At 46.2% G+C, this 25,871-nt stretch carries 16 protein-coding genes and 1 pseudogene; 6 read left to right on the forward strand and 11 right to left on the reverse strand.

Going from position 1 to position 25,871, the window contains the following annotated elements; translation table 11 throughout:
• Positions 1 to 11 precede the first annotated feature (11 nt).
• The 3 genes from ppsA to H8S84_RS03515 form a co-directional block, all read right to left on the reverse strand.
• Positions 12 to 2,432 carry a phosphoenolpyruvate synthase gene (gene ppsA, locus H8S84_RS03505; protein WP_187065872.1) on the reverse strand — a complete coding sequence of 807 codons (2,421 nt, stop codon included), beginning with the start codon at positions 2,430 to 2,432 and terminating at the stop codon, positions 12 to 14.
• Between the two features lie 321 nt (positions 2,433 to 2,753).
• Positions 2,754 to 4,085, reverse strand: a complete 1,332-nt coding sequence (locus tag H8S84_RS03510; protein WP_187065873.1) for an amylo-alpha-1,6-glucosidase — start codon at positions 4,083 to 4,085, stop codon at positions 2,754 to 2,756.
• The gene (locus H8S84_RS03515; protein ID WP_187065874.1) at positions 4,069 to 5,643 is read right to left on the reverse strand and encodes a vitamin K epoxide reductase family protein; all 1,575 of its coding nucleotides are present in this window, start codon (positions 5,641 to 5,643) and stop codon (positions 4,069 to 4,071) included. Before H8S84_RS03515 ends, H8S84_RS03510 begins: the two co-directional genes overlap by 17 nt.
• A 250-nt stretch (positions 5,644 to 5,893) precedes the next feature.
• On the opposite strand from H8S84_RS03515, the gene H8S84_RS03520 reads away from it, so the two are divergent.
• The 4 genes and pseudogenes from H8S84_RS03520 to H8S84_RS03535 all read left to right on the forward strand — a co-directional run bounded on the left by H8S84_RS03520 (position 5,894) and on the right by H8S84_RS03535 (position 10,758).
• The gene (locus H8S84_RS03520) at positions 5,894 to 6,595 is read left to right on the forward strand and encodes a hypothetical protein (RefSeq protein WP_187065875.1); all 702 of its coding nucleotides are present in this window, start codon (positions 5,894 to 5,896) and stop codon (positions 6,593 to 6,595) included.
• Between the two features lie 125 nt (positions 6,596 to 6,720).
• Positions 6,721 to 8,841 (forward strand): annotated as a pseudogene (locus H8S84_RS03525) (copper-translocating P-type ATPase).
• A 39-nt stretch (positions 8,842 to 8,880) separates the two neighbouring features.
• Entirely contained in the window at positions 8,881 to 9,333 is a 453-nt protein-coding gene (locus tag H8S84_RS03530; RefSeq protein ID WP_187065876.1) for a hypothetical protein, read from the forward strand.
• Positions 9,334 to 9,393: 60 nt separating this feature from the next.
• On the forward strand, positions 9,394 to 10,758 hold the full coding sequence (locus tag H8S84_RS03535; RefSeq protein ID WP_187065877.1) for a hypothetical protein: 1,365 nt from the start codon (positions 9,394 to 9,396) through the stop codon (positions 10,756 to 10,758).
• Positions 10,759 to 10,824: 66 nt separating this feature from the next.
• Here H8S84_RS03535 and H8S84_RS03540 read toward each other — a convergent pair whose 3' ends face one another.
• The 3 genes from H8S84_RS03540 to H8S84_RS03550 all read right to left on the reverse strand — a co-directional run bounded on the left by H8S84_RS03540 (position 10,825) and on the right by H8S84_RS03550 (position 12,704).
• Positions 10,825 to 11,439: a DUF2911 domain-containing protein gene (locus tag H8S84_RS03540; protein WP_187065878.1), complete on the reverse strand. Its 615-nt coding sequence runs from the start codon at positions 11,437 to 11,439 to the stop codon at positions 10,825 to 10,827.
• Between the two features lie 36 nt (positions 11,440 to 11,475).
• Positions 11,476 to 12,282: a PepSY domain-containing protein gene (locus H8S84_RS03545; protein WP_187065879.1), complete on the reverse strand. Its 807-nt coding sequence runs from the start codon at positions 12,280 to 12,282 to the stop codon at positions 11,476 to 11,478.
• Positions 12,283 to 12,398: 116 nt separating this feature from the next.
• Positions 12,399 to 12,704, reverse strand: a complete 306-nt coding sequence (locus H8S84_RS03550) for a hypothetical protein (RefSeq protein WP_187065880.1) — start codon at positions 12,702 to 12,704, stop codon at positions 12,399 to 12,401.
• A 393-nt stretch (positions 12,705 to 13,097) separates the two neighbouring features.
• On the opposite strand from H8S84_RS03550, the gene H8S84_RS03555 reads away from it, so the two are divergent.
• Positions 13,098 to 14,366, forward strand: coding sequence for a PQQ-dependent sugar dehydrogenase (locus H8S84_RS03555; RefSeq protein WP_187065881.1), 1,269 nt, complete (start codon positions 13,098 to 13,100; stop codon positions 14,364 to 14,366).
• Between the two features lie 124 nt (positions 14,367 to 14,490).
• Here H8S84_RS03555 and H8S84_RS03560 read toward each other — a convergent pair whose 3' ends face one another.
• The 4 genes from H8S84_RS03560 to H8S84_RS03575 all read right to left on the reverse strand — a co-directional run bounded on the left by H8S84_RS03560 (position 14,491) and on the right by H8S84_RS03575 (position 21,101).
• A complete protein-coding gene (locus H8S84_RS03560; protein ID WP_187065882.1) occupies positions 14,491 to 16,968 on the reverse strand; it encodes an outer membrane beta-barrel family protein in 2,478 nt (825 codons plus the stop codon).
• A gap of 313 nt (positions 16,969 to 17,281) precedes the next feature.
• Entirely contained in the window at positions 17,282 to 19,735 is a 2,454-nt protein-coding gene (locus H8S84_RS03565) for a M56 family metallopeptidase (protein ID WP_187065883.1), read from the reverse strand.
• A gap of 11 nt (positions 19,736 to 19,746) precedes the next feature.
• Positions 19,747 to 20,112 (reverse strand): BlaI/MecI/CopY family transcriptional regulator, encoded by a 366-nt coding sequence (locus tag H8S84_RS03570; protein WP_187065884.1) that lies wholly within the window; start codon positions 20,110 to 20,112, stop codon positions 19,747 to 19,749.
• Between the two features lie 314 nt (positions 20,113 to 20,426).
• Positions 20,427 to 21,101 (reverse strand): YceI family protein, encoded by a 675-nt coding sequence (locus tag H8S84_RS03575; RefSeq protein ID WP_187065885.1) that lies wholly within the window; start codon positions 21,099 to 21,101, stop codon positions 20,427 to 20,429.
• A 258-nt stretch (positions 21,102 to 21,359) separates the two neighbouring features.
• Between H8S84_RS03575 and H8S84_RS03580 the strand changes: the two genes are divergently transcribed.
• The gene (locus tag H8S84_RS03580) at positions 21,360 to 23,177 is read left to right on the forward strand and encodes a family 10 glycosylhydrolase (protein WP_187065886.1); all 1,818 of its coding nucleotides are present in this window, start codon (positions 21,360 to 21,362) and stop codon (positions 23,175 to 23,177) included.
• Positions 23,178 to 23,306: 129 nt separating this feature from the next.
• On the opposite strand, the gene H8S84_RS03585 is transcribed toward H8S84_RS03580, so the two are convergent.
• On the reverse strand, positions 23,307 to 25,733 hold the full coding sequence (locus tag H8S84_RS03585) for an ABC transporter permease (RefSeq protein ID WP_187065887.1): 2,427 nt from the start codon (positions 25,731 to 25,733) through the stop codon (positions 23,307 to 23,309).
• Positions 25,734 to 25,871 lie beyond the last annotated feature (138 nt).

Below are 25,871 nucleotides of genomic sequence, written 5' to 3' on the forward strand. Positions count from 1 at the left end.
CATACAGCAGTTTATACTTTAGACGGCGCTGTGTTTCTCTCTTTCTCTGCCTGCAGCATGTTATTCAACCCCCTGAAAAATGCATCCGGGTTAAAGGAAATGCTATCAATGCCATGCTCTACCAGGAAAGCCGCATACTCCGGGTAATCGCTTGGGGCCTGTCCGCAAAGTCCTACTTTGGTGCCGGTCTTCTTCGCCTTTTCCAACGTCATCACAATCAGTTGCTGAACTGCCTCATCGAATGGGGAAAAGATATCGCTTAATAAACCAGAGTCCCGGTCTGCTCCCAAAGTAAGTTGTGTCAGGTCGTTGGAGCCGATAGAAAACCCATCAAATATTTCTGCAAACTGTTCTGCCAAAAGTGCGTTGCTCGGTATCTCCACCATCACGTATACTTCCAGGCCGTTGTCTCCCCGTTTCAGGCCATAGTTCGCCATCAGGTCTATCACTTTCTTGCCTTCGTCCACGGTTCTACAGAACGGGATCATGAGCTTGATATTTGTGAGTCCTATCTCATCGCGCACCTTTTTCATGGCACGGCACTCCAGCTCAAAGCCCTCCTGGTATAACGGGTGATAATAACGGGAGGCGCCGCGCAAACCGATCATCGGGTTCGATTCTTCGGGCTCAAATTTTCTGCCGCCAATCAGGTTGGCATATTCATTTGACTTAAAATCACTCATGCGCACGATCACATCCTTGGGGTAAAACGCAGCCGCTACAACAGCTGTGGCCTCAGCCAGTTTATCTACAAAATAGTTTTCTTTGTTTGCATAATGATGAGTCAGCTGCTCGATCTTCTCACGGGCTTCCTGGTCTTCTACCTTTTCAAAACGCTTCAGCGCCATCGGATGTATTTGGATGGCATTGTTAATGATAAATTCCATGCGCATAAGTCCTACGCCATCGTTCGGCAGGAATGAATATTTAAATGCCTGCTCCGGGTCGCCAAGTATAAGCATGGCTTTTGTATCGGGCTTTTCGAGTTTGCTCATGTCAGTTTTGGTTTCCTCCCACTCCAGCTCTCCCTCGTATACATAGCCCGTTTCGCCGCCAGCCGTAGACACGGTCACCTGCTGCCCGTCCTGTATCTTTTTTGTAGCATCGTTTGTACCCAGAACGGCAACGGCTCCTACTTCGCGCGCCACGATAGCAGCATGGCTGGTGCGTCCGCCTTGCTCTGTTACAATGGCGACTGCTTTCTTCAGAATAGGGTCCCAGTCAGGGTCAGTTTTTCGGGTTACCAGCACCTCTCCTTCCTGCAGTTTATCTATCTCTTTTGGCGAATGAAGTATACGCGCCACCCCAGACACAATGCGATTACTCAGGCCAATGCCGGAAGTAAGTATGGTACCCTCGTCTTTTAAAGTATACTCCGTAAAAAATGCCTGGTCTTTATGCTGACTCTGCACTGTCTCCGGTCTTGCCTGCACAATAAACAATTCCCCGGATTCCCCGTCTTTAGCCCACTCTATATCCATTGCCTGCTTGTAGTGTTCTTCTATGCGTTTGCCCCATTTTGCTAGTTGCACTACCTCCTCATCCTGCAGCACGAAAACCTCCTGCTTTTCGGGGGGAGTGTCTATGTTGAGGATGGCATCTGTTGGATTTTGCAATTCGCCTTCCTGCTTTTCAGCGTAAACCATGGTTTTAGCCTTACTCCCTAATTTTCGCGAAATAATGGGTTGCTTTGCATTGCCAAGCATCGGCTCAAACACGACAAACTCATCGGTATTTACTGCTCCCTGCACAATATTTTCGCCCAAACCCCAGGAACCTGATATCACGATCACCTTCTCGAAGCCGGTATCCGGATCGAGGGTGAACATAACACCGGAGCAGGCTTTATCGGAACGCACCATCACCTGCACCCCCACCGACAAAGCTACCTGCATATGTTCGAAGTTATTATCTACCCTGTACTTGATGGCCCGGTCTGTGAACAGAGATGCGTAGCTATGATGGCAGGCTTTGTACAGGTTATTAAGTCCGCTTACGTTCAGGTATGTCTCCAGCTGCCCGGCAAAACTGGCAGTAGGCAGGTCTTCGGCAGTGGCGCTGCTTCTTACCGCCAGCGAAATTTTATCTCCGTATTCTGATTGCAGGTAAGTATAGCCTTCCTCAATCTGCTGCCGTATTTCCTCCGGAAAATCTACAGAAAGTATAAGCTCTCTTGCCTGCTTCCCTACCTCCGACAGGTTCTTGAACTGCTCTGTGTCCAAGCGGCCAAGTATAGTTTTTAACTGTTCTTTCAGGTTGTTATGCTCCAGGAAGTGCCAATATGCATCGGACGTTGTGGCGTAACCGTCAGGTACTTTTATACCTTCAGGATTAAGCTGGTTATACATCTCTCCCAGCGACGCGTTTTTGCCGCCTACCTTGCTCAGGTCTTGGTAGCTGATGTCTTTGAAAAGTTTGATGAAAGGGGCCATGGATTGATCATTAAAAGCAATCTGAAAAATGGAGGGTGAACGGGTAAAATATAACCTAAAAGGTGTTTACAGGGGCAAGGATGATTGTACGGTGTGTATCGCTTCTCAAAATTCCAACTGTCAGAAACACATTCACCTGGTATACATATTTTAATAACGGATATTGCATTAACCAGTTTAAATTGTTTATCAAGAGAATGTTAGTATAAATAGAGCGCAAAATATAGTCTACGACCTATCAATATAAAGGAGACTTGCATCCAAGTACTCAAAACAAGAAGGCGGATTTGTAGCTGCACCTTCACGAATTAAACTATACTTCTAATCTTGCTTTAGTGGCTTGTCCTCCTGTTCCTGCTGCCTTTTGATCATGTCTACAACAAGTCCTGACCAGGTAAAGTCCTGTGCCCCGTTGCCTTCGCCGGTGAAGGGGTTGTAGTACTCCCTGAACCCGCTTTTGCTGATGAGCTGTTTTATACTTTGCAGCAGTTTGGAAGCTTCTTCCGTGTAATCTTTCTCCAGCAGATGCGCCTGTATAAACCAATTGAACAACACCCAGGTAGGGCCACGCCAGATATAGACTGACTCATCAGGATTAAATGCCGGCTCGTTTGTGGCCAGCGAAGGAACAGGAAAAGGCACATGAAAGCCATCTTTATGCAGCAGATGCCGATCCAGCACCTGCTGGCATATTTCCTTTGGCACACTTTTAAGCACAACCGGGAAAAAGATGGTTCCGGTGCGCACTTTCAGCTTCTTATAATGGTGGCCATACAGATCATAAAAGGCAGCATCCTGCTTATCATACATAAACTGCAGGATACTATTTTCAGTTAAACCAGCCTGCTCCTTAAAGTGACGTTCCTCCGAATCAGCAACTACAGCGCACAGTTCTGACAGTGCCACCAGGTTCTGTGCATATATGGTGTTAAACCCGACATCTTTCACAATAAATCTGTTGCTATTATAGATCTTTGGGAGGTTGTAGTTTTTAGAAAAGTTAAAAGCATCTACCTGTAGTACTTTCCAGAACAGCAGCGGGCCTGCTTTCCCTTTGTAGCCTAGCACCGGATCATAGCTTGCTTTCCAGTCCATGCCCGATTCGAAAGGTGAGATAATGGACAGCAGCCCCTTCCCTTCAAAGTCCCTGTTTGCAGCCAGCCATTTGTAGTACTTCTTCAGCTTGGGCAACATCTCCTTTACAAATGCTATGTCTTTGTCTGCTTTGTATATGCACCACACAGCCTGCGCAGCCAGGGGTGGCTGTACCAGTGCCGACATGTGCGGCTTGTACAAATGCAGGATGTCTTTTGGTCTTAGCTGAAGCAAGTCGGTTACCCGGCCTGGCCATAGCCGCTTCCAGTAGTTCATGTGCCCAACAAAGCCATCGTGGAGTTGCATCTCAAACAGGCTCTGCATGTGTTTTTTAGCCATGTCTACCTCGCCCAGCGCTACTAGCGTGAACACATGGAAACAGGTATCCCAGAAATACTGGAAAGGGTACGTTTCGGGAGACGGTTTGGTGAAGTGGTAGTTGAAGCCTGCACGTTCTCCGCTTATCATGTTGCGGTGCAGCAGATCACGTGCCTGCTCTATCAGCTCTTCATCCGAAAGCACTTCCTGCTGCTGTTTGGTTTTACTTGATGTACTCATCCCAACCGGCATAGCTTTGTGTTTTCGGCCCTAACGGTATGGCGAGTGCAGCCACAGCCAAGCCTAGTACAAGACCAGTGATGTTTAGCGCCGTTGGCCCATCCAGAAACCACGGAACACCAGCCGCCACCAAGCCTAGCAGCACGTTCAGGTAACGCCCTAAACGCATAGGTTCTCCCATACATATCACCGACACCACTACTACCAAAGAACCCGCCAGGTGCAGTACATCCGCTACGGTGTCTTGAATGGGTACACCAAATACACCCGGTGCAAATACCATGGCAACACCCAGCAAAGTGGCTACTACCAGCGTCCAAGGAAAGCTCATGCCCCAAATAGAGGCTGCGTACACTTTACCTGGCTCTTCCGGGAATTTCATCAACTCAGGAGCTTTTTCTTCTTTCTCGCCACCCTCAATAGTGCCGCCTTTCCAGAACAGTTTCCAGAACTTCTCACCTTTCTTCATCTTCTTTTTCACGAACTGTATCATAGCAATTACCTCATCTACCTCCAGCGGTATCATGGGTAGCATAATGGCAGCAGCCAATAGACAGAACGTACACCATGCACCCACTACAATAGGCTGCGAGATAACCAGGAAAATATGCACCAGCCCAAGCGGAATTACCAGTATACCAAATATAGCCACCATCCAAGGCATGGTTCGCCAACGGGCAGGGCTACCCATCCAACCCATCAGAAACTCAAAAGTATAAGCAATGGCGCCCAAACCAGCATCAGAAATTGGCAGGGAGTGGGACATGTTAGAATTCAGTACCTGCTCGCTTTGGTTACCGAAGAATGGGTCCCAGACGGAGTCGATGTAGCCAAGTTGGAAAGCAGCCAGGTAGCGTGAAACTACCCAACCAAAAAAGCCAAGCACCATCATGATCCAGCGCTGTGGCCAGCTACTGGGGTTGTAACTCCATCCCGGTGGTACCTTTGGGCCCATCTCCATATACATGAGCATATTGGGCATGCCAGGTATGAGTATCGTAAGCGCTATGATCAGGGCACCCACCATGGTATCGTTGAGGTAAGCAACCGCAGAAGGCGACCAGAAAAGTATAGGAGCCATGGTAAGCCAAATGCCCACAAAACAGCAGATCCATAGGCTGACTGGCCGGTTAGGTGTAAGGCCGCGCCACCCGAAGAAGATGAGCAGAGCGCCGCTGATGATATCGCTCCACTTCATGAACGCGATACGTTGATCCAGGTCAAGCCACACGCTTCTGCCTCCTGATGGCTGCACCGTACCGATGTTATAGTCAAAGGTAAGCGGAGAAAGCAGCACCCAAAACCCAAGTATAATGATCATCCAATACACCCACAGTGTTTGCATGTGGTGCATGTGCAGCATCTTCTTGCGCATCTCAGGGTCCATTTTCATGTCATGGTCTTTGCCCTTTCCGTTATTGTCATCATCTCCGCCATGCATTTCTTTATTGTGCTCACGCATCTGCTTCTCCGCCATAGGCCGAGTTACGCCACGCATGCCCATGCCACCCTGCTGGTGTTGGTTGTCTTTGCTCTGCTCTTGCTGGTCTTTTTCCATAGTATAGGTAGGTTTAATACAGCGTTCTTAAATCTTAAGTAGAGGGATGATTTCTGCAAACTAAATTCAATCGACACTTCCTTATATTTGTATTTTTACCACCAGTTAGCGGTATAAGTTTTAAAGATGCACTTTGAGTGACTATACTTTCTTATACAACCACTCCTACAAGGGTATGCTAATCGGTAACCAGTAACCATAGAAACGACCCAAAAAGTATAGCAGGTTCAACACCTGAATTTCTCTTCTCATGATCCGAAGAATTAACAAATACATTGCTTTAAGTACACTGCTATTAAGTATTGCCCTGCTTAACCCAACCGCCTCCTTTGCGCACGGCGGCGAGAAACATGACAAAAAAACAAAGAAGGAAGAGGAGGTATCGTCAGATACAGCTGCTGCGGCGCAGGATACAATTATACTTGAACAAGCAGAAATAACAGCTGCGGAACATGCACAGCACGAAAAGTCACCAGCAACCGTACATGCCTCACTTGATGATTTTCCCAACCGGCACCCGTTGTTTGTGCACTTCCCAATCGTGCTGCTGCTGGTGGCTGCTGCGATACAACTGGCCAACGTTATTTTTCTGCGAAAAGAACTCGATTGGATCACAACCCTTACGGTATTGGTCGGGTTTACGCTTGCTTTTTATGTTACTTACTTGGATCATCCGCATACCACCGGATTAACGGCCCATGCTGAGCTGGTACTCGAGCAGCATGATTTTTACGCTGATTGGACCATCTACCTTGCTGGCGCAGCCTTAATGGCACAATTGCTCAGCCAATTCCTTTTTAAAAGCAGGCGCTGGAGCGTTGCCTTGGTAGCAGTTGTGTTGGCAGGTGCTGCTTATACGGTTTCCATGGCAGGACACTACGGTGCCCAGCTTGTATACTTAGAGGGTATTGGACCAAAGGGGCAGTACCTCGAAACAGGCCATGCACACTAAAGTATAGCTTTGGATGCTCTAAAAGCTGCGCAGTAATCTTTACTGCGCAGCTTTTCGTTTAGAGGTATAGAACTAAGAGACAAGTAGCGGAAGCAGTCCGGCCATACTCCTTATCTAAGCACACCATGGAGCACAAGCACAAGCACAGTCACCATGACCACAGCCCCAAAGGAAAAGCAGAAGCAAAAGCTGACCAGGTAGAGGAACGGCTGGAAGAGAAAGCCTTACACGGCCACTCAGAAGCAATGCACCACGACACCAGCGGCCGCCCACCTCACCAGGAGCACGGCCACGACCATCACCGCATGATGATCGAAGACTTTAAGAAGCGCTTCTGGATCTCGCTTGCATTATCCATTCCGGTCATCATCATCAGCCCGATGGTGCAGCACATCCTGGGCTACTCCCTTGCCATACCCTATAACATGTTCATTGCCTTTGTCCTATCCAGCGTCATCTACTTTTATGGAGGATGGCCATTCCTGACAGGGCTGTTGGAAGAAGTGAAAAAAGGAACGCCGGGGATGATGACACTGATCGGTGTTGCCATTACAGTAGCCTACCTTTATAGTTCTGCCGTAGCATTCGGGTTGCCGGGCATGGACTTTTTCTGGGAGCTGGCTACCCTGATCGTGATCATGCTGCTGGGCCATTGGATCGAGATGCGCTCGGTGCTTGGAGCCTCCAAAGCTTTGGAGTTGCTGGTAAGTATGATGCCGGCAGTAGCACTGCTGATAAAGGATGGAGAAGCTGTACCTGTACGAATTGAAGAGCTGCAAAAAAACGACCTGATCCTGGTAAAACCCGGGGAGAAAGTACCCGCCGATGGCACTGTGGAAGATGGCGAGAGCCACCTGAACGAAAGTATGCTAACCGGTGAGAGCAAACCAGTAAAGAAACTGAAAGGCGATAGTGTGATTGGCGGCTCAATTAATGGCAACGGTTCACTTAGGGTACGGGTGGAGCATACCGGCAAAGAGAGCTACCTGAACAAGGTGATCAACCTGGTGCAGGAGGCGCAGAAGACAAAATCTGAAACGCAGCGCCTGGCAGACCGGGCTGCCAAATGGCTGACGTACATAGCTCTTACCGCTGGTTTTGGCACCTTAGCTGTTTGGCTGCTGCTGGGCCAGGATTTTGCCTTTTCCTTGGAGCGCATGGTTACCGTTATGGTGATATCCTGTCCGCATGCCTTGGGCCTGGCTATTCCACTGGTAATAGCAATTTCCACGGCAGTTTCTGCAAATAATGGCCTGCTGATCCGGAATAGAACCGCTTTTGAGAATTCACGCAAGATCACCACCATCATCTTCGACAAAACAGGGACGCTTACCCAGGGCTCTCATGAGATAGCCGCTGTGGTTGCATTTGACGAAGCTATGGATGAACGGGAAATGCTGCGCCTTGCCGCCGGCGTGGAACAGAATTCAGAACACTTTATCTCGCAAAGTATACTTAGAAGAGTAAAAGAAGAAGGGATAACCATACCAACTTCAGAATCCTTTAATTACCTCCCCGGAAAAGGGCTGGAAGGTATGGTAGAGGGCAAAGATGTAAAGGTTGTAGGCCCGAACTTTATCAGGGAGTTTAACATAGCTGTGCCTTCCAGCGCAGCAGAAGAAGGCGTGGAAACAGTGGTTTACGCATTGATAGAAGGAAAGCCAGTCGGGTACATTACCATGCGCGACCAGATACGGCCTGAATCGCCAGAAGCCATACGCGTGCTGAAGAAGAACGGCATCAAGAACCTGCTGCTGACAGGCGACAATGAACGTGTAGCCAAAAGTGTGAGCGACCAACTACAGATGGATGGCTACCTAGCTAATGTACTGCCGCACCAAAAACAGGAAAAGGTAAAGGAGCTGCAGGCACAGGATGAGTTTGTAGCCATGACAGGCGACGGCGTGAACGACGCCCCTGCCCTGGCCCAAGCCGATGTGGGCATTGCCGTTGGTTCTGGTACAGACGTGGCCGCCGAAACAGCCGATATTATACTTGTGAACAACAACCCACAGGACATTGCCTCACTTATACTTTTCGGCAAAGCTACCTACAAAAAAATGATCCAGAACCTGGTATGGGCAACCGGCTATAACGTGATAGCCCTACCGCTGGCCGCAGGCGTTTTGTACCAGTAGGGCATCATGATCTCCCCTGCCGTAGGCGCTGCACTGATGAGCTTGAGTACCGTGATCGTGGCTATTAATGCCCAGCTGCTTCGAAGGGAAATCAAACAAACCTCGTAAAACTTTAAGGAAGCTATACTTTACCTAAACCAAATAACTATGAAAAAGACAGTTCTTAATGTAACTATTATCCTGCTAACAGGCTTGCTGGCCTGCCAGGAAAGCGATGATGACGTTCAGGAAGTGCTCCAGAATGAAAGCGAACGCCAGGAGATGTATATGGCTATACTGGATAACGAGGAAATGCGCAACGAAATGATGGAAATGATGCGTGAACGTAACATGAGCGGCCCCATGGGACGAGGCGGTATGATGCAGGGTGGAATGATGGGAGATACCATGCGTATGGGTGGTATGAACCGGCAACAGATGCAGGCACGTATGCAGGAAATGATGAAACTATGTGAAACAGACACAGCAGCCTGTAACACTATGGCACAAACGATGCTGCAGCATCAACCTATGATGCGCAACATGATGCAACACATGCAACAGCAGGGCATGGTAGACGCAAACTGTCTGCAGCAGATGCAACGCAGGATGAACCGTTAAACTGTTTTCCCGGATGTGGCAAACTGGTAAGCCTGAGGCTGCTCATTAATAATCTAAACTATGAAGAAAAAGCTATACTTAGGGTTCGTGCTTATTTTACTGTGCGCAACTACAGCTGCAGCGCAGCACGAACACCATCAAAAACAAAAGCAACCTCAGGATACCACCAAACATAAACAGCATAGCATGCAGCACGGCGATATGCATCATGGCTCCTCCCCCATGTCTCATGCATTCTCACGCAATCTGCCCATGAACCGGAATGCATCCGGCACCGGCTGGTTGCCAGACGAATCGCCGATGTACGGGAACATGTTCCACAGCGGTGATTGGATGTTTATGCTGCATTACAATATATTTGCCCGATATAACAACCAGGACATTTTTGAAAGCGGCAATCGTGGCGACAGCCAGTTTGATGTGCCCAATTGGTTCATGTTTATGGGGCAGCGCCTGGTCGGAGAACGTGGTCTTTTCCGGTTCAGCACCATGATTTCCTTAGACCCCATCACTGTTGGTGGCAATGGCTATCCGCTCCTCTTCCAGACCGGCGAGACGTTCAATGATAAGCCTTTGATTGACCGCCAGCACCCACACGATCTTTTCAGTGAACTATCGATTGGCTATACCCATATGCTTTCGGAAGATGCAGACGTATTTTTATACTTGGGTTACCCAGGCGAACCTGCTATCAGCAACGTAGCTTTTATGCACCGGCCTTCGGCGCTCAACAATCCTGATTCCCCATTGGGCCACCACTGGCAGGATGCCACCCACATCACCTTTGGTGTGGCAACGCTTGGCTTCCGGTACCACAACTTTAAACTTGAGGGCTCATCTTTTACCGGCCGTGAGCCTGATGAAGAACGCTATGACTTTGACAAGCCCCGTTTCGACTCCCGTGCCCTGCGGCTTACTTTTAATCCATCATCACAGTGGAGTTTGCAGGCATCAACGTCGTTTGTAAAAAGCCCGGAGGTAAATGAGCCAGACGAAGACGTGTACCGCTCCACGGCTTCTGCGCTGTATGGAAAAAAACTGGCAGGTGACAACCGCTTCTTTACTGGTTCTGCAAACTGGGGCTTTAACTACGTGGATGCACACCACAAAGAACATTCTTTTTTACTTGAGGCGAGTCTGCAAAACGACAGGTTTTCCGTATATAGCCGGTATGAGTTTATTCAAAAATCAGCAGAAGAACTAGGTTTTGAAGAAGAAGCTTTTGGCCATGATGAGGTGCTGGGTGTAAATGCCTTAACAGTTGGCGCAAACAGGCAGGTTTTTGAGATAGGTACTGTTAATTTTAACCTGGGAGCCCAGCTTAGCCTGTTCAGGCCCGACAGCCAATTACACCCATATTATGGCAAATTGCCATTAAGCGGACAGGTATACCTGCGGGTATTTCCTAAACTTATGGTGCCATAATAACACACATAAACAGGAAAGGCGGCCAGATTTACTGGCCGCCTTTCCTGTTTTTAACTTTATACTTTACTTCGTTTTAACAGGCACTGTCACACCTTTTTTCTCCCATGAGATTTTAATAGCACCCTCATTTCCTTGCTGTTCCACCACCTCATACTTTAGCCGCTCCTGGTGCTGTGCCAGGTCCTCTGGTTTAACCTGTACCCTTAACACATCTTTTTGTTCTGTATACTTATCGGCCAGGTGCTGCTCCCAGTCTTTATTGATGATAACCGTCCACTCTGCCTCACCTGGAATGGTAAACAGCGCATACTTACCCGCTGGCAACTCTTTGCCGTCTACCAACAAGGCTTTATCTGTTTCAAGAGAGGTAGCCATATGCGCCCCCGTTACCCAAACCTGGTTGTAAGGAACAAGACCACCCCAGATGATACGTCCTTTCACGCCTGGTGCATGGTACTTTATATTCAGGTTGGCATCGCCTATATTTCCTGTCGCCTCAGAAGGTATGCTGCCTTTGATCGTGTCCTGCTGTGCCACCTGTACCTCAGGTGCTTCTTCCTGTACTTCAGATGTAACCACCTCCTGCTGTTGCTCCTCCTGGCTGGTACTGGTGCAGGCTGCAAAGGTGCATAAGGCAACTGCTAAGGCAGCGCCTGCTATTCTTGTTCTTTTCATCATGTATATGTAAGTTCTAAATGGAGATTATGGGCTATTTTATACTTTCTGCACTCTCTTTCTCACCTTCCTCACCGAAGGAGACGAAACGTAGTATAGCACGAAACCCGAAAGTATGGTTAACAGGCCAAAGATAGAGAAAGCACGCAACAGTATATTCCCAAAATTGTCTCTGCCGGCATAATCCATGGTGTGTAGCATCCAGAAGAAATCAAACACACGCCACTGGTCATGACGAATTGCCTGGAAGGTGCCTAGATCTGCTGAAACATACACTGTACACTTATCCGGCTGACTAAAGGAAACAGCCCAGGCAGGCAACGGCTTTTCGCGGTACTCGTGGTGCGAACCAACCTCTGTCAGGTACTCCACCTTCTCTACTTTTATCGGATCTGCCATTTGCCGTTTAGCAACGGTTACAGCCATCTCTTCAGAGAGCGGTGAAACGAAATTTCCAGTCTCGGCATTTGCCAGCTGCACTTTTATATTGGAAGTATGGCCAGGCCTGTGCCCTCCTGCTGCATGCTCAGCATGATCTATGTCTCCGGAGAAATATCGCACCTGGTAAGTAGGCATACCATCGATCTCAATTAACTGCACCGACAGCACAGAATCGACCTGGCCCTTTGCCTTTAGGTTATCCAGCACCACCTGTGGCGAAACCATGTTCAAAGATGCCGAGAAATTCCGCTTCTCTTTGCGAAGATGGTCCCCGTGTACTTCGTCAATATCGTTCCAGCTGAAGTATAATCCTCCAAGCGTCCAGAACAGGAACTGAACACCAAGTATAAGACCTAAATAACGGTGAGATTTACGGATATAATACTGCTTACCTTTTAGCTTCATAGAGCTAAGATAGGAATAAAATAAAAATTGGATAGCAAAGCCAGGTGTTTCAGCTTACAGGCAATACAATAGCATCAGCAAATATGAGTGTTTCATTTCTAACAATTCAAACCCAATCATTTATAATGCACTATCACTGAAAAAGCTGTTCCTGGTTGCTCCCCCTCTACACGGACAGAAAGATGATCGTAAAAAACGAAACGTTCGCCAACCTTAATCAAATCCTTTTCTTCAACTTCCTCCGGCTTTAGTAACTTATTGTAAATAGGAATATCTTTTTCATCTAGTACAGTTAGCTTTAACACTGCCCCGTTGTCAGTTGCATTGTTTACCGTTACGCTGGCAATGGTCAGGCTCCTGGTGTCTTCATCACCTTCTATGCGAAAAGTGGAGTTATACTGATTAAGTGAGATTGTTTTCATATGGATTCGGTATTAATATCTAATTCTAGTACAAGATAAGTAGCTCCCTATCCTTAGTGTTTCGCATTTGGTTTGGAATAGTTTCAGGGGTGCTAGAGGCTACAATTTCTTGCGTTAGAAAAACTGATTAAGATGTAAAGATACTATCTCACAATCTCTGGTAATAAACAGTATGTTCAAGGGCGATTGTTTAACCGTTTACTGAGTATTGTTTGTTTGCAAGCCTCTGCCCTACAACTTAAAACATACTTATGCGAATGTCAGTAGATAATCCTATTCAACGCAAAAACAAAGGTGTACTGTATGAGTTACAAGTAGAATATAAGTATACATAACTCTTAATTCTGCACCTATTGGCGCTTAATGTATAGAAAGCATAAAAAAAACACGACCATGAATTTGAAGATAACTATTGTATCGGCAGCCATACTCCTAGCATTAGGCACGGCCTCTTGTAACCAGCGTGCCGCCACGCAAGAAGAAGGCGGACAGGCACAGGCCCCAAGCGAAACGCCGCAGGAAAGCTGTAACCCGCTTGAGACGAGAGAAGCCAATGTACCCGAACAGAAACCCACCTTCGAAGGACAAACCAGAGCATGTGCTATTACTTCTGACGCCGCATTTGATGTGTCTGTAGTAACAAAAGGACTTAACAAACCTTGGGCAGTTGAGCCGCTTCCAAACGGGGATTTACTTATAACTGAGAAATCTGGCAGTATGCGTATCGTAACAGCTGCCGGTGAAATTGGACAACCTATAAGCGGCGTACCTAAGGTAGATGACCGCGGCCAGGGCGGCTTACTGGACGTAGCACTTAGCCCTAACTTTGCTTCAGACAGAACCATTTTCTGGAGTTTTTCTGAGCCTCGCGGAAACGGCAATGCTACAAGTGTAGCACGGGGTGTACTTTCTGATGACCGTAAAAGCCTAAGCCAGGTGAAAGTGATTTTCCAGGCAAAGCCTGCATACGATGGCACCATGCACTTTGGCTCCAGACTTGCCTTTGGACCAGATGGCATGCTGTATATTACTTTGGGAGAACGCTCTGTGCTTGAAATAAGACCGCAGGCACAACAAATGGACAGCCATATGGGCAAGACCATACGCATCGCACCAGATGGCAGTGTGCCTAATGACAACCCTTTTGTGGGGCAGGCCGGCGCATTGCCTGAAATCTGGTCTGTCGGGCACCGAAACGTACAAGCATCTGCTTTTGACTCTGAGGGTAACTTTTGGATAGTGGATCATGGACCACAAGGAGGCGATGAAGTTAACCTTGTTGAAAAGGGTAAGAATTATGGTTGGCCATTGGTGAGTTTTGGTGAAGAGTATTCAGGCAAACCCATACCTAATTCTGTTACAACCCGCGAAGGCTTTGTTGACCCGGTATACTACTGGGACCCTGTGATAGCTCCATCAGGCGCGCAGTTCTACACCGGTAATGCTTTTCCTGCTTGGAAAGGGAATCTGTTTGTAGGCGCACTTAAAGAGCAAAGACTGGTAAGGCTGCAAATAGAAAACGGACGTGTAACCGGAGAAGAGCACCTGCTAACGGATCGCGGACAACGAATCCGGGACGTAAGGCAAGGGCCGGATGGCGCACTGTATATTGTTACAGACCAAGCAAACGGGGAGCTTTGGAAAATAACACCAAAACGCTAACCAACCCTCTTCAAGTATAAACCTGCAACGTCTTGAGTAAGTTTGAAAGTATAAATTAAAAAGCGGCCTCTGCAAAAACAGAGGCCGCTTTTTAATTGGTAGATTGGTAATAATAGTAGTGGTTTTAATTTCCTGTTCGGTTAAGCTCTTCCAGGTTTGTGCGGCGTCGTTCATCTACCTTTGCACCTTTGCTGAACCTGTAGCGTAGCGTCGCATTTACACTGCGTTGCCTAAAGTACTGGTCAAAATCATTAATGTTACCTTCACCAACCTTCGCTGCCAGAACAATACGTTGGGTCTTGAAGATGTCGTTGAAATTCAGGCTCAGGTCCAGCTTATCCTCCATAAAGCTTTTCTTGATACCAAGATTTACCCACCAGCGTGGCTCAACTTCATACAAAGCATATGCTGATGGTCCATAGTAGGTGCCGTTTAACTCAAGCTTGAAGTTTTTAGGTAATGCAATGTTCTGGTTTGATTGAAACATGTAAAAAAACTGCTCATTGAGCACAGGCTCATTGTTAACCACCATGTTAAACTCGCTGTAAGACAACAGAATTGTATTGTTGGAGTCCCACTTCTTCATAATCTTAACCGGCACGATACCTGTTAAGCTCATACTTTTAGAGTCGTCAACGTTTCCTATGTAATAAATCGTAGTTGCTGTAGCGGGATCGATGGCCGGTAACTCAGCAATTACGTCTTTGTTCAGCTGGTAATTGAGCACCAGGTTATATGTCTTTTTGAACACCTGCGTTACCCCGATCGAGTGCGTGTACTGCGACCTCAGGTTTGGATTACCCTGCCAATAAGTATAAGGGTCGCGGTAAGAGAAGAAAGGGTTCAGGTTCCCATAGTTAGGGCGCTGAATACGGCGACTATAGTTGTAATTTATCTGGTAGTTTTCGTTTACCTCCTGCTGTACAAAAAGGCTCGGGAAAAAATCCAGGTAACTGCGGTCATTCTTCTGCCCCGTTGTTCTTAACTCACCCTCTGATACTGTTTGCTCAGCACGAAGGCCAACCTGCACACTTAGCTGTTTGCCGATGTTACCCTTCAAATTGGCATAGGCAGCATAAATGTTTTCATCATACACAAAATAGTTAGTGCGCCTGGTATCAAGTATAGGCACTTCGCTGTTGTTGAAGTAGAACCGGGAATCGTTGTCTGAAATAACGCGGCTGGCTTTGGCTCCCAACTCCAGCTTTCGGCCTTTGGCAAGCGTAGTGGCAAAGTCTACTTTTGCAGCATAAATATCAAAGCCGTTCGGGGTGTTGGTGTACAGGAAATCCTGCACGATCGGGTTCTCTGATGTAAGGTCTGTGTAGTAGTTGTAGAAATTAGCTTCTCCCTTATTTCTGATTTTCACAAAGTCTATGTCTGCAGACAGGGTTGTACCCAGCGTGTCGAGCTTACCCAGGTAATGCAGGTTTGAGGTAAAGTTTCTAAAGCGGTTGTTATTGTAGTTGTTTGCTTCTACATACAGGTTTGGTTGGTTTGGCGCATTGCCGATGTACGTATCTGTTAAAAAGTCACTCTCGAGGTAGTTAGTTACATAATAGGCCATGCCTCCTACGCTATGTTTATCGTTAAAGCTATAGTCTGTGCCTGCCCTAACGGACGGTGGCCCTTGCGCGACAAAGTTACCTGTTGCTACCTGGTCAAAGTATACGTCTTCCTCTGCGCCTTTAAATACCCTCGTAAATGTTGCTTCGCGTCCGCCCACTCTTCTAGCCACATCCATGATCACAAACGAATTCCAGGGGCCTTTCTTATAGCTTAAGTTGCCACCTGCAGAGTAACCATATTGCTTGCCATTGTAAGAGCCTCCGGCATAGGCGCTGCCATTCATGCCCTGCACCGTGTTCTTTTTCAGGTTGATGTTCAGAATTCCAGAGGATCCTTCTGCATCATACTTTGCGGATGGGTTGGTGATGATCTCGATGTTCTTGATGTTCTCCGCAGCCATACCTTCCAGCAAGTTTCTCAGGTCACGTGCCGACAGGTAGGTAAGTTTACCATCGAGCATGACGGTTACTCCTGCCCTGCCGTTAAGCTGTATGTTTCCATCATGATCCACGAATACACCCGGCGAAGTGGCCAGCACATCAAACGCGGTTCTGCCTGCCGCCAAGGCAGTACCTTCTATACTTACCACCATCTTATCAGCTTCCTGGGTAATGGTTGGCCGCAGCGTCTCCACTTTTACCTCCTTCAGGTTTGTAGATGCCATACCCAGTTTGATAGTTCCTAAAGCTACATCCGGCTTGGCTGCTGTAACAGAAATCTGTTTTACTGTTTTGGTATTGTAGCCTATAAAACTGAATGTGATCTCATAAGAGCCATAGGCAACATTGGTAAAAGCAAAGCGGCCATTTTCACCGGATAGTGTGCCATCAGTTGCCTGTGTAGAGCCGTTGGACAGCAATGCCACCGTAGCGTATTCCAGCGGCTTGCCAGTTAGCGAATCTGTAAGCACACCTGTTATTTTACCTGTACCCTGAGCACCAGCCGGCGAAGGTGTATCCTGTGCTAAAATTGCTACCGAAGTGATAAGTAAAAGGCATAGTAGTCCCAGCAAAAAGAGGAGTCTTTTTTTCATAGTACAATAATTAAATCTGTGATAAGGTTAGTGATTATAACATACTGCCAGCTAAAGACGGTTAACTTCTGTTATAGCTGCACATGCTCTAGAATATTTATACTTAAATTTTTGGCTTGTTTAAAGAGCCAAAGCATAACCACATAGTACACGCCAAAAGGGTGCATTAAAAAGAGAATAGAATGTAAAGCGGCTTGTAATGACTGTTTATTAATTGAAAAGTATAAACCAATGCTATAAAACAGCCTTTGTTATATTCGTGGTAATATTCCCACCCAAAGGATATCCGGACATCATTTGGGTGGGTTATAATTTAATCCTTTAAAGACTCAATGGCCATGCCATGGATCTTTAGCGCAATGTATTTATCGATGCTGCTGAAGTTATAGCCTTTCTGACGAGCCTGTTCAATAAATGCACCGTTTATCTTATGGATTTTGGCTTCGATTGCCTTGTCCACGCTGATGTCTTTGAACCCTGCTTTTCTGAGATCCTCTACATAAGCAGCATCTACACGATGAATTTTGGCACTGATCAGATCCTTGAAATCCATGTCTTTAAAACCTAGCGATCTGAGGTCCTTGATAGAAGCAGCACTCAGCCTATGAATTCTTGCCTCGAGCACCTGGTCTAAGGTTAAGTTTTTAAAGCCTGCACCTTGCAGTTCTTTTACATAAGCAGCATTTACACCGTGTATCTTTAGCTCTATCATTTTAGAAAGGCTTAAGTCTCCGAAGCCAAGTGACTGCAGATCTTTTATGGCGGCTGGAGTTATACCATGGATCCTGGCCTCAATCACTTTATCAATTGGCAGGTTGTCAAAGCCAGCTTTTTTAAGGCTCTCTGCATAACTGGCACTTACACCGTGTATCTTGGCCTCCATCATTTTCTTCATGCTCAGGTCCTTATATCCCATCGCCTGAACTTCCTGCACATACTTCTGGGTAATGCCGTGAATTTTAGCTTCCAATACTTCCTGCATGGTAGGTTTTCTGTTGCTATACTTCTGGTACAGGTCTAAATAGTTTTTATACACCGGCTCCGTTATCCCATGGATGGCAAATTCCAGCAGGCGTTGGCCGGTAAGGTCATCGTTCTGTTTCTTCAAGAATTCAACATACTTTTTATCTACATCGCTCAAGAACAAGTGGAACATCAGGTTCTTGTCGCTGCTTGTGATGTTTTTGGTGTCGAGGTAGTTTTTAAAGGAGGCGTCTTCCTTAAATGTATACTTGCCCTGGCTTACCTCATCATCTAGTTTGCCAGTAAGTTGCAGCGTACCGGTTTCCTTTATCATTACAAAGGTATCGGCGCTTTTCTTCTGGAACTGAGACTTATTAAAGCATCTGTTAATGTTCCACCTGGACGCATTCTGGCTTCCTCTAAACTCTATGCAGTACTGCCCGTTCTCCGTGTGGCTATACCAGTAACCTTCCGACATATCCGCTTCAGCGCCACGGAAAATATTGATGCCTTGCTTTTTAGGAGTACCTGCTATCTCTCCTGGCACTCCTATCGGGCCACGCGGTGCGCCTAAAATTTCTCTTGGTTTTCCAATTGGCTCTCTCAGCGGCCCAACTGTTTCTCTTCCGCTGGTTGTCTGCTCCTGCTGATCTCCAGCATCAGTAACAGGTGGTACTGTAACAGCAGGTGCATCCGGTGCAGGGGTAGCATCTGGTACACCTGGCGCATACGGCTCCTGCATAATAGCATCCTCAGCCTCAGGCGTTGCCGAAAGTATGTTCTGGCTTGTAGCAGGTTCGTTTAGCAAAAGTACTGCACCAAAGAAAAGCGGTGCCATAAAAGCATACTTCCAATAGCGGTGCATGGTAGATCTTTTAGCATTCATCATCATAATTCTTTGTTTTAGTAGCGACTGGTTATAGTTGGTGGTAATGCTCAGCGGCTTATGTGGTGTGGCTATCTGCAGCAGACTGAGCTGGTACTTATCTTTGCTCACAGGTACCTCATCCAGCAGCACAGCATCTGTCTGGTACTCATCGTTTTTCTCAATTTCTTTCTTAAACAGCCAGATAAGCGGGTTAAACCAAAGTATGATTACAGCCAGCTCAGCAATCAGGAAATCATAACTGTGCCCTAACCTTACATGTATTTTTTCGTGCGCGATTATCTGCTCGTAAGTCTCAAAGTCGTAATCGTCGGGGTAGATGAAAATGTACTTAAAGAAAGAGCAAGGTGCCTGAGGCGAGGTTGTATTAACAATCACACAGTCTCCGTCTTCAATCTTATCTGGGCTGTTGTATACTTTAAATAACACGCTGGCAACCTGGATAAGCAGGTTAAGCGAAAAGATTACAACCCCGAAGAAGTATAGCATCAGCACCCAGAATACCCAACCGCTCAATCCAAATCCGCTTATACTGGTTTCTTTCTGCGCTTGTACCGGTTGTTTAGTTGTAGTCTCGCCTACTGTTTCAGTGCCTGGTGTAACAGAGGTGCTGCTTTCTGTTTGCTGCACGGTAGCAGGCTCTGTTATGACAGGTTCCGTCAGAGCTGTGGTATTGAGCGGCTCCGCCTCTTGCCTCAGCACTTCCGATGTAAAGTCGGTTTGAAGTATAGATGCCAGCATCCCCTGCTGGTCTACCAGCTTTGGCAGTGAAACAAACGGAAGTATAAAGGCCAGCACCAGGCAGCCCACCAGGTAAAAACGATTGGTCGTGAAAAAGCTTTCCTGCTGCAATACGGCTTTGTAAAACAGAAAAGCAATAACAATGATGATCGAGACTTTCAGCAGATATACTATCATGGCGCTTCGTTTTATTTTGTCTTTTGTGATTTGATGATGCTGATCAGCTCATCCAGTTCTTCGTCCGACAGGTTCTCCTCTTTGGCAAAATGCGTGATCATGCGGGAGAAGGAATTACCGAAGTACTTTTTCTTGATGATGGCCACATCCTGCTTTCTGTACTCGCCTAAAGTGACCACGGGAGTATACTGGTAGATATTCCCCAGCTTTTCAGCATGCAGAAAACCTTTCTCTGTCAAGATTTTAACCATCGTGGCTACTGTATTGTAATGGGGTTTCGGCTCGGGAAGTTCATCAATAATATCTTTGATGAAGGCTCTTTCCAGCTTCCAGACAATCTGCATTATCTGTTCTTCTCTTTTTCCTAACTTTTGCATATACTTTGATCTTTAACCAAAACTACTAATCTATTAGTAGTATTCCTAATCAATTAGTACGTCTCCTAATCGATTAGGATTTAAAATGATAAAAAAAATTCAAAAAGGGTCTAAACAGCTTATAAATGCATATTTTAGAATGCGTTTTTCATTAAAGAAATTCTGATTTATACTTCGGGAGTTCTCTTTGTGGAAGTGTCGAGGAGGAAAAGGTAAAAAAAATAGCCTCCGGAGTTAAATCCCGGAGGCTGCATAAAAAATATTCAGTTATAGTATAGCAGATACAGCTAGCGGTTTACGCTTACCTCACTATATTACTTACTGCCTACTGCCTGTGTGCCGCCGTCTGTCACCAATTTTACATCCAGTGTAAAGGTGTCATCGATAATTTTGTCGGCAGCTGTTCCAATAAAGCTTGAGCGGTACTTAATATCATACTTGATGCGGTCCACTACAATCTTCGCCTCTGCTTCTGCCGATTTGCCATTGATCTTAACTACTGCCGGGAAGGTAACCGGATGGGTTATACCTTTGATTGTAAGGTCGCCTGTAATGATATAGTTTGGCCCTCCAGCTTTTGCCTTGGCAATTGGCGCAGCCTTCGTGATATTAAATGTAGACTTTCCGAACTTCTCCACCGAAAAGAAATCCTCAGACTTCAGGTGATCTGTCAGCCGCTTGTTAGATTCGGCACGCGTAATGTCTTCCACAACGATGGTTGACATGTCGATGTTAAAGTTACCGCCTACCAATTTATTACCGTTTACCTGCAGTGTACCCTCCGATAGTTTGATGGAACCGTAGTGCTCTCCTCCTACCTTTTTGGCATTCCACTTCATGGTGCTATTCTCTGTGTTTACGCGCAGCGTAGAAGCCGCAGCACTCGCAACAGCGGTGGGCATTACGCTAACATCTGGTGTGGTGGCGCTGGTGGTAACCAGCAAGGTGGCTATAGCCAGCGAGCTAACAAATACAGAATATTTTTTCATAGATTCCTTTAGTGAATTTTTATAGTGATTAGATGAACTAAGGTAATATTATCCAGCAAATTACACACTAGTATGTAACAAATATTCGTCTAAAAAATAATGAAAGTATTCAGAGAAGTATGCACCACTGAGCTGTGTGATCTTGAAAAACGCATTTAATATATAAATTAGTATAGAGCTATACTCTATATTGAAATCTGAGTAACTTGCAGCCTGAATGAGTACACCGATCGTATCTTGCCAAGCCTACAAGTATAAATGAAATTCACATCTCTTATAACCAGTGCATTAAGCTTTAAAGCTAAGTACCTTATTATCTTATTTATACTTTGCCTCCAGCTTACCAGTGTGTTTGCACAGGAGTTACCCAACCGCGAGTTCAGAGGTGTATGGGTAGCTACTGTAAGTAACCTAGACTGGCCACAACAAGGTGCCTCCGCCGAAACCCAGAAAACCGCTCTAAGAACGCTCTTCGACAAGATCAAAGAAGCTAACTTAAATGTGGTATTCTTACAGGTCCGTACCGAATGCGACGCTTTTTATAACTCTGGCAAAGAACCTTGGTCCAGATTTCTGACGGGACAGCAGGGTGTAAACCCCGGCTACGACCCATTGGCATTTGCCATTGAAGAAGCGCACAAACGAGGACTAGAACTGCATGCTTGGATTAACCCTTTTAGGGTAAACTCCTCTACCTCCTCCTCTATTGTTTACGCCAGCAACCATGTGTCTAAGGCAAAGCCGGAGTGGCTGTTAAGCTTTTCTACAGGAAAGAAAATTCTTAACCCAGGCATACCGGAAGTTCGAAACTATATTGCTTCTGTGGTGCAGGAAATAGCGGAAAACTATGCGGTGGATGGGATTCACTTTGACGATTATTTTTACCCTTACCCTGAAAACAACTTTACCGGTATTACAACAGAAGATTCTCAGACGTACTCCCAATTCGGAACCGGATTTACAAGCATAGGCGATTGGCGACGCCACAATATAAACGAGACAATACGACTAGCAAATGAAGCAGTAAAAAATGCAAGGCCAACGGCACGCTTTGGTGTGAGTCCATTTGGGATTTGGAAAAACGGAACCCCTACAGGTATTACCGGTATGGATGCCTACAGCGCTATCTACGCCGATGCACTTAACTGGCTGGAAAACCAGTATGTTGATTACCTGTCTCCGCAGTTGTATTGGGCTATTGGAGGATCACAGGATTACCGCAAACTCTTGGAGTGGTGGTCTGATAAAGCTTATACTTCGTCGCGACACCTTTATGCCGGCCACGCATTGTATAAAACTACTTACTCCGAGCAGGAAGTACCAAACCAGATCAATATAACACGACAGAACCGCCATAAAAATGCGTTGGGCGATGTGCTTTACAGAGCTACAAACTTAAAAGACAATGCCCTGAACATTCACACATTGCTACAGAATACTACATATAAGTACCCTGCGGCGCCTCCTGCCATGAACTGGAAAAACGGCACCCCACCTGCCGCACCACAAGCTTTAACCGCTGCAATAAATGAGACTACCGGCGACATAGAGTTTACATGGCAGCGCAATCCTGCTAACTCAGATACCCATAAAAGATATGTGCTTTATACTTCTGCTACCCCTCCTACAAGTATAGCCGAAATACAGGATGGCTCGGTTCGTGCTTTAGAGGTTGCAGAATCTTTTACCATGGCTGCTGCGGATGTTCCCCCAAATGCTTCTTATTGGGTTGTAACAGAACTTAATGCTGGCAATCTGGAGAGTGAGTTGAGCAATGTGGCGACAGTGGGGAATGTAGCGTCTATCCGGAATATTGCCCGTGAAAGCGTGCTCAAAGTATACCCTAATCCTGCTACGCGTGTTGTTTACCTGGACCTGAAGCTGAAGAGAAATTCACTAGTGAAAGTTGAGTTAGTAGCTATAGATGGAAAAGTGAGAGGTCGTGCTGTGCAAAAGAGATACGAAGCCGGCAACCACACTATTACGATAAACCGCGACAAGTTACCTGCTGGTATTTATGCGTTGGTAATAAACATAGACAGGCAGCGGGTTACGAAGCGGGTAGTACTGAAATAGCCTCATCCGTACGTGTTAATAGATTGAAAATCCATTAACCAAAATGGATGCTATAAAGCAGTACCGCCAACACAGGATGCCTAAATGGCTGTCCTTGCGTTGGCGGTACTGCTTTTAATTTATACTTATCTACTCGAACCTCAGGTTTAGCACCGGGTTTACCCGCGCCGCTTTCAGTGCCTGGTAACTGATAGTGATAAAGGCAATAAGGGCTGCCACTACTCCTGCTACTATAAATACCCAGAACGGAATATCAATTCGGTAAGCAAAGTTCTGCAGCCACGCATACATAGCATACCAGGCTAGCGGGAAGGCAATCAGAGTAGCCACAATAATCAGCAGCAGAAACTCTTTCGAAAGCAGGGCCACAATGGTAGAATTTTCAGCGCCTAACACTTTGCGTATTCCAATCTCTTTCTTTCTGCGCTCTGCAGCATATGCAGCCAAACCAAACAATCCAAGGCAGGCAATAAAGATGGCGATACCTGTAAATATCCAGAGCAGTGTTCTTAATTTGTCTTCTGCCTTGTACATTTTTTCAAAGTTGTCATCCATAAAGATATACTCGATCGGGTAATCCGGAGCAAATTTGTCCCACACCGCAGTTACGTCGTCTATTGTTCCAGACACATTAGAGCCATCGATTTTTACAGCAACTTTCCAATAAGCGTTCGGGAAAATCTGCAACACCGTTGGATCTACTTTCTCGTAGAGGCTTTTGAAGTGAAAATCCTTTACTACACCTATGATTTTTCCTTCTTTAAGCGAGTCTGGGTTTACATCATTCCATACCTGCCACTTTAAGGGCTTGCCAAGCGCATTTTCAGGAGTACCAAATCCTAAATCCTTCACAGCAGTCTCGTTGATCATGAAGGCATGCTCGGTGTCTGTTGTATACTCTTTAGAGAAAGGTCTCCCTGCCAGCACTTTCACATCCAAGGTATTTATGTAGTCATAGTCAACCATTAGTTGTGAGACATTGTAATTCACTTGCTCCCCTTCACTTTCTGCTATGATCCTGTCGCCGGCAGTGGCATCTCCCGGAAAGCCATAGCCAATTGACACGCTTTTTACTCCCGGAACCTTTCCTAATTCATTTTTAAACGTTTCGTAATTGCCAAACATATTCTCGCCTCGCATCTGGAAGAACATGATCTGGTCTTTGTTAAAGCCTAGGTCTTTGTTGTGCAGGAAGGATACTTGCCTGAAAACTATAAATGCGCAGATGATCAGAAAGATGGACAGGGCAAACTGCACCACGATAAGGCCATGTCGCAACCATTGGATGCGGCCCACTCTACTGTCTACCACCACTGCACTTTTAAGTACTTTAACAGGTTTAAAACCAGAGAGTACCAGCGCTGGATAAAAGCCAGCCAAAAGTCCAACAATCAAAGTAAGTAGCAGCAGCAGTAAAAGCAGCGAGGGATTTGTAAAAATATTGAAGCTCATTTCCTTATCTGTAAAGGAGTTAAGCGATGGTAATAGCAATGACGTAAGTGCGGTTGCAAAAATTACACTGATAAGAGTAAGCATCAGGGTTTCGCTCAAGAACTGTGTTACCAGTTGGCTTCTGCTGGCACCTATTGCCTTTCTTACCCCCACCTCCTTCGCTCGCTTCATAGACTTAGCCGTAGCCAGGTTCACAAAGTTAAAGCAGGCAATCAGCAGTATAAATATGGCTATTATACTTAAGGCCTTCACATAGGTAATGTTGCCCTTTATGCTTTGGTCAAACTTAAAGCCGGCTGAATAAAGATACACCTCGTTCAGGGGCTGCAGCACAGGCTTATAGTCAAATGGTTTGTTATGATCTTCGTCTATTTGTTTGCCAACAATTTCCCTCAACTTACTCTGCACAGTTTCAGCACTAGCTCCTTCTTTCAGTTTAACATAAGTATAAAACTGCTGCCAACCCCATTTTTTCATACGCTCCGGAGGTAGCTCTGCAGCAGCCATGGGCATAACGAAATTAACCGGTAAATGAAATTTGTTGTCCGTGCTAAACACACCTTTTACAATGTAAGGCAGTTTGTTAACTGATACTTTCTTACCAACCGGATCTACGTCGCCAAACACCCGTGCTGCAAACTCATCCGAGATTACTATGGAAGAGGGATCAACCAAGGCTTTCTCCGGTGAGCCATATTTGAAAGGTAACTGAAACACCTCAAAGAAGCCGGGATCAGAAAATGTGCGGCCTTTCTCATACATGCGCTTGTCTCCTACCTCTACCAGGTTATTCGCATCAAATTGCATCATGAGTATACGCACCACAGTCTCCACCTGCGGAAAACTCTGTTCCAGTGTAGTGCCATACATCGGAGGCACAGGCAACACAAGCGATCCTTCCTCACGGGCCGACATATCGTTGTAAACACGGTATACCCGATCCCCCTCCGGTATAAACTTGTCGTATTGCAGTTCGTCGTAAACAAACAAGCCTATTAAAAGGCAAGCCGTAACGCCAAGTGCCAAACCGGCAATATTGATAAAGGAAAACGCTTTGTGTTTAAAGAGGCTCCTGTAAGCGATTTTAAAGTAATTCCTTAGCATAGTTTTAGAGATAAGTTATTTGACAGTTTGCTGCGCATTTATGTAGTTTTAGTTCTTGTGCCAAGGCTTGGACACAGCTTGTGCCAAACACATACCTTTCTGTTTATCAGACAATTATACTTTACACCAACTTAGAGT

Source organism: Pontibacter cellulosilyticus, assembly GCF_014306105.1.
GTDB classification, from domain to species: Bacteria; Bacteroidota; Bacteroidia; order Cytophagales; family Hymenobacteraceae; genus Pontibacter; species Pontibacter cellulosilyticus.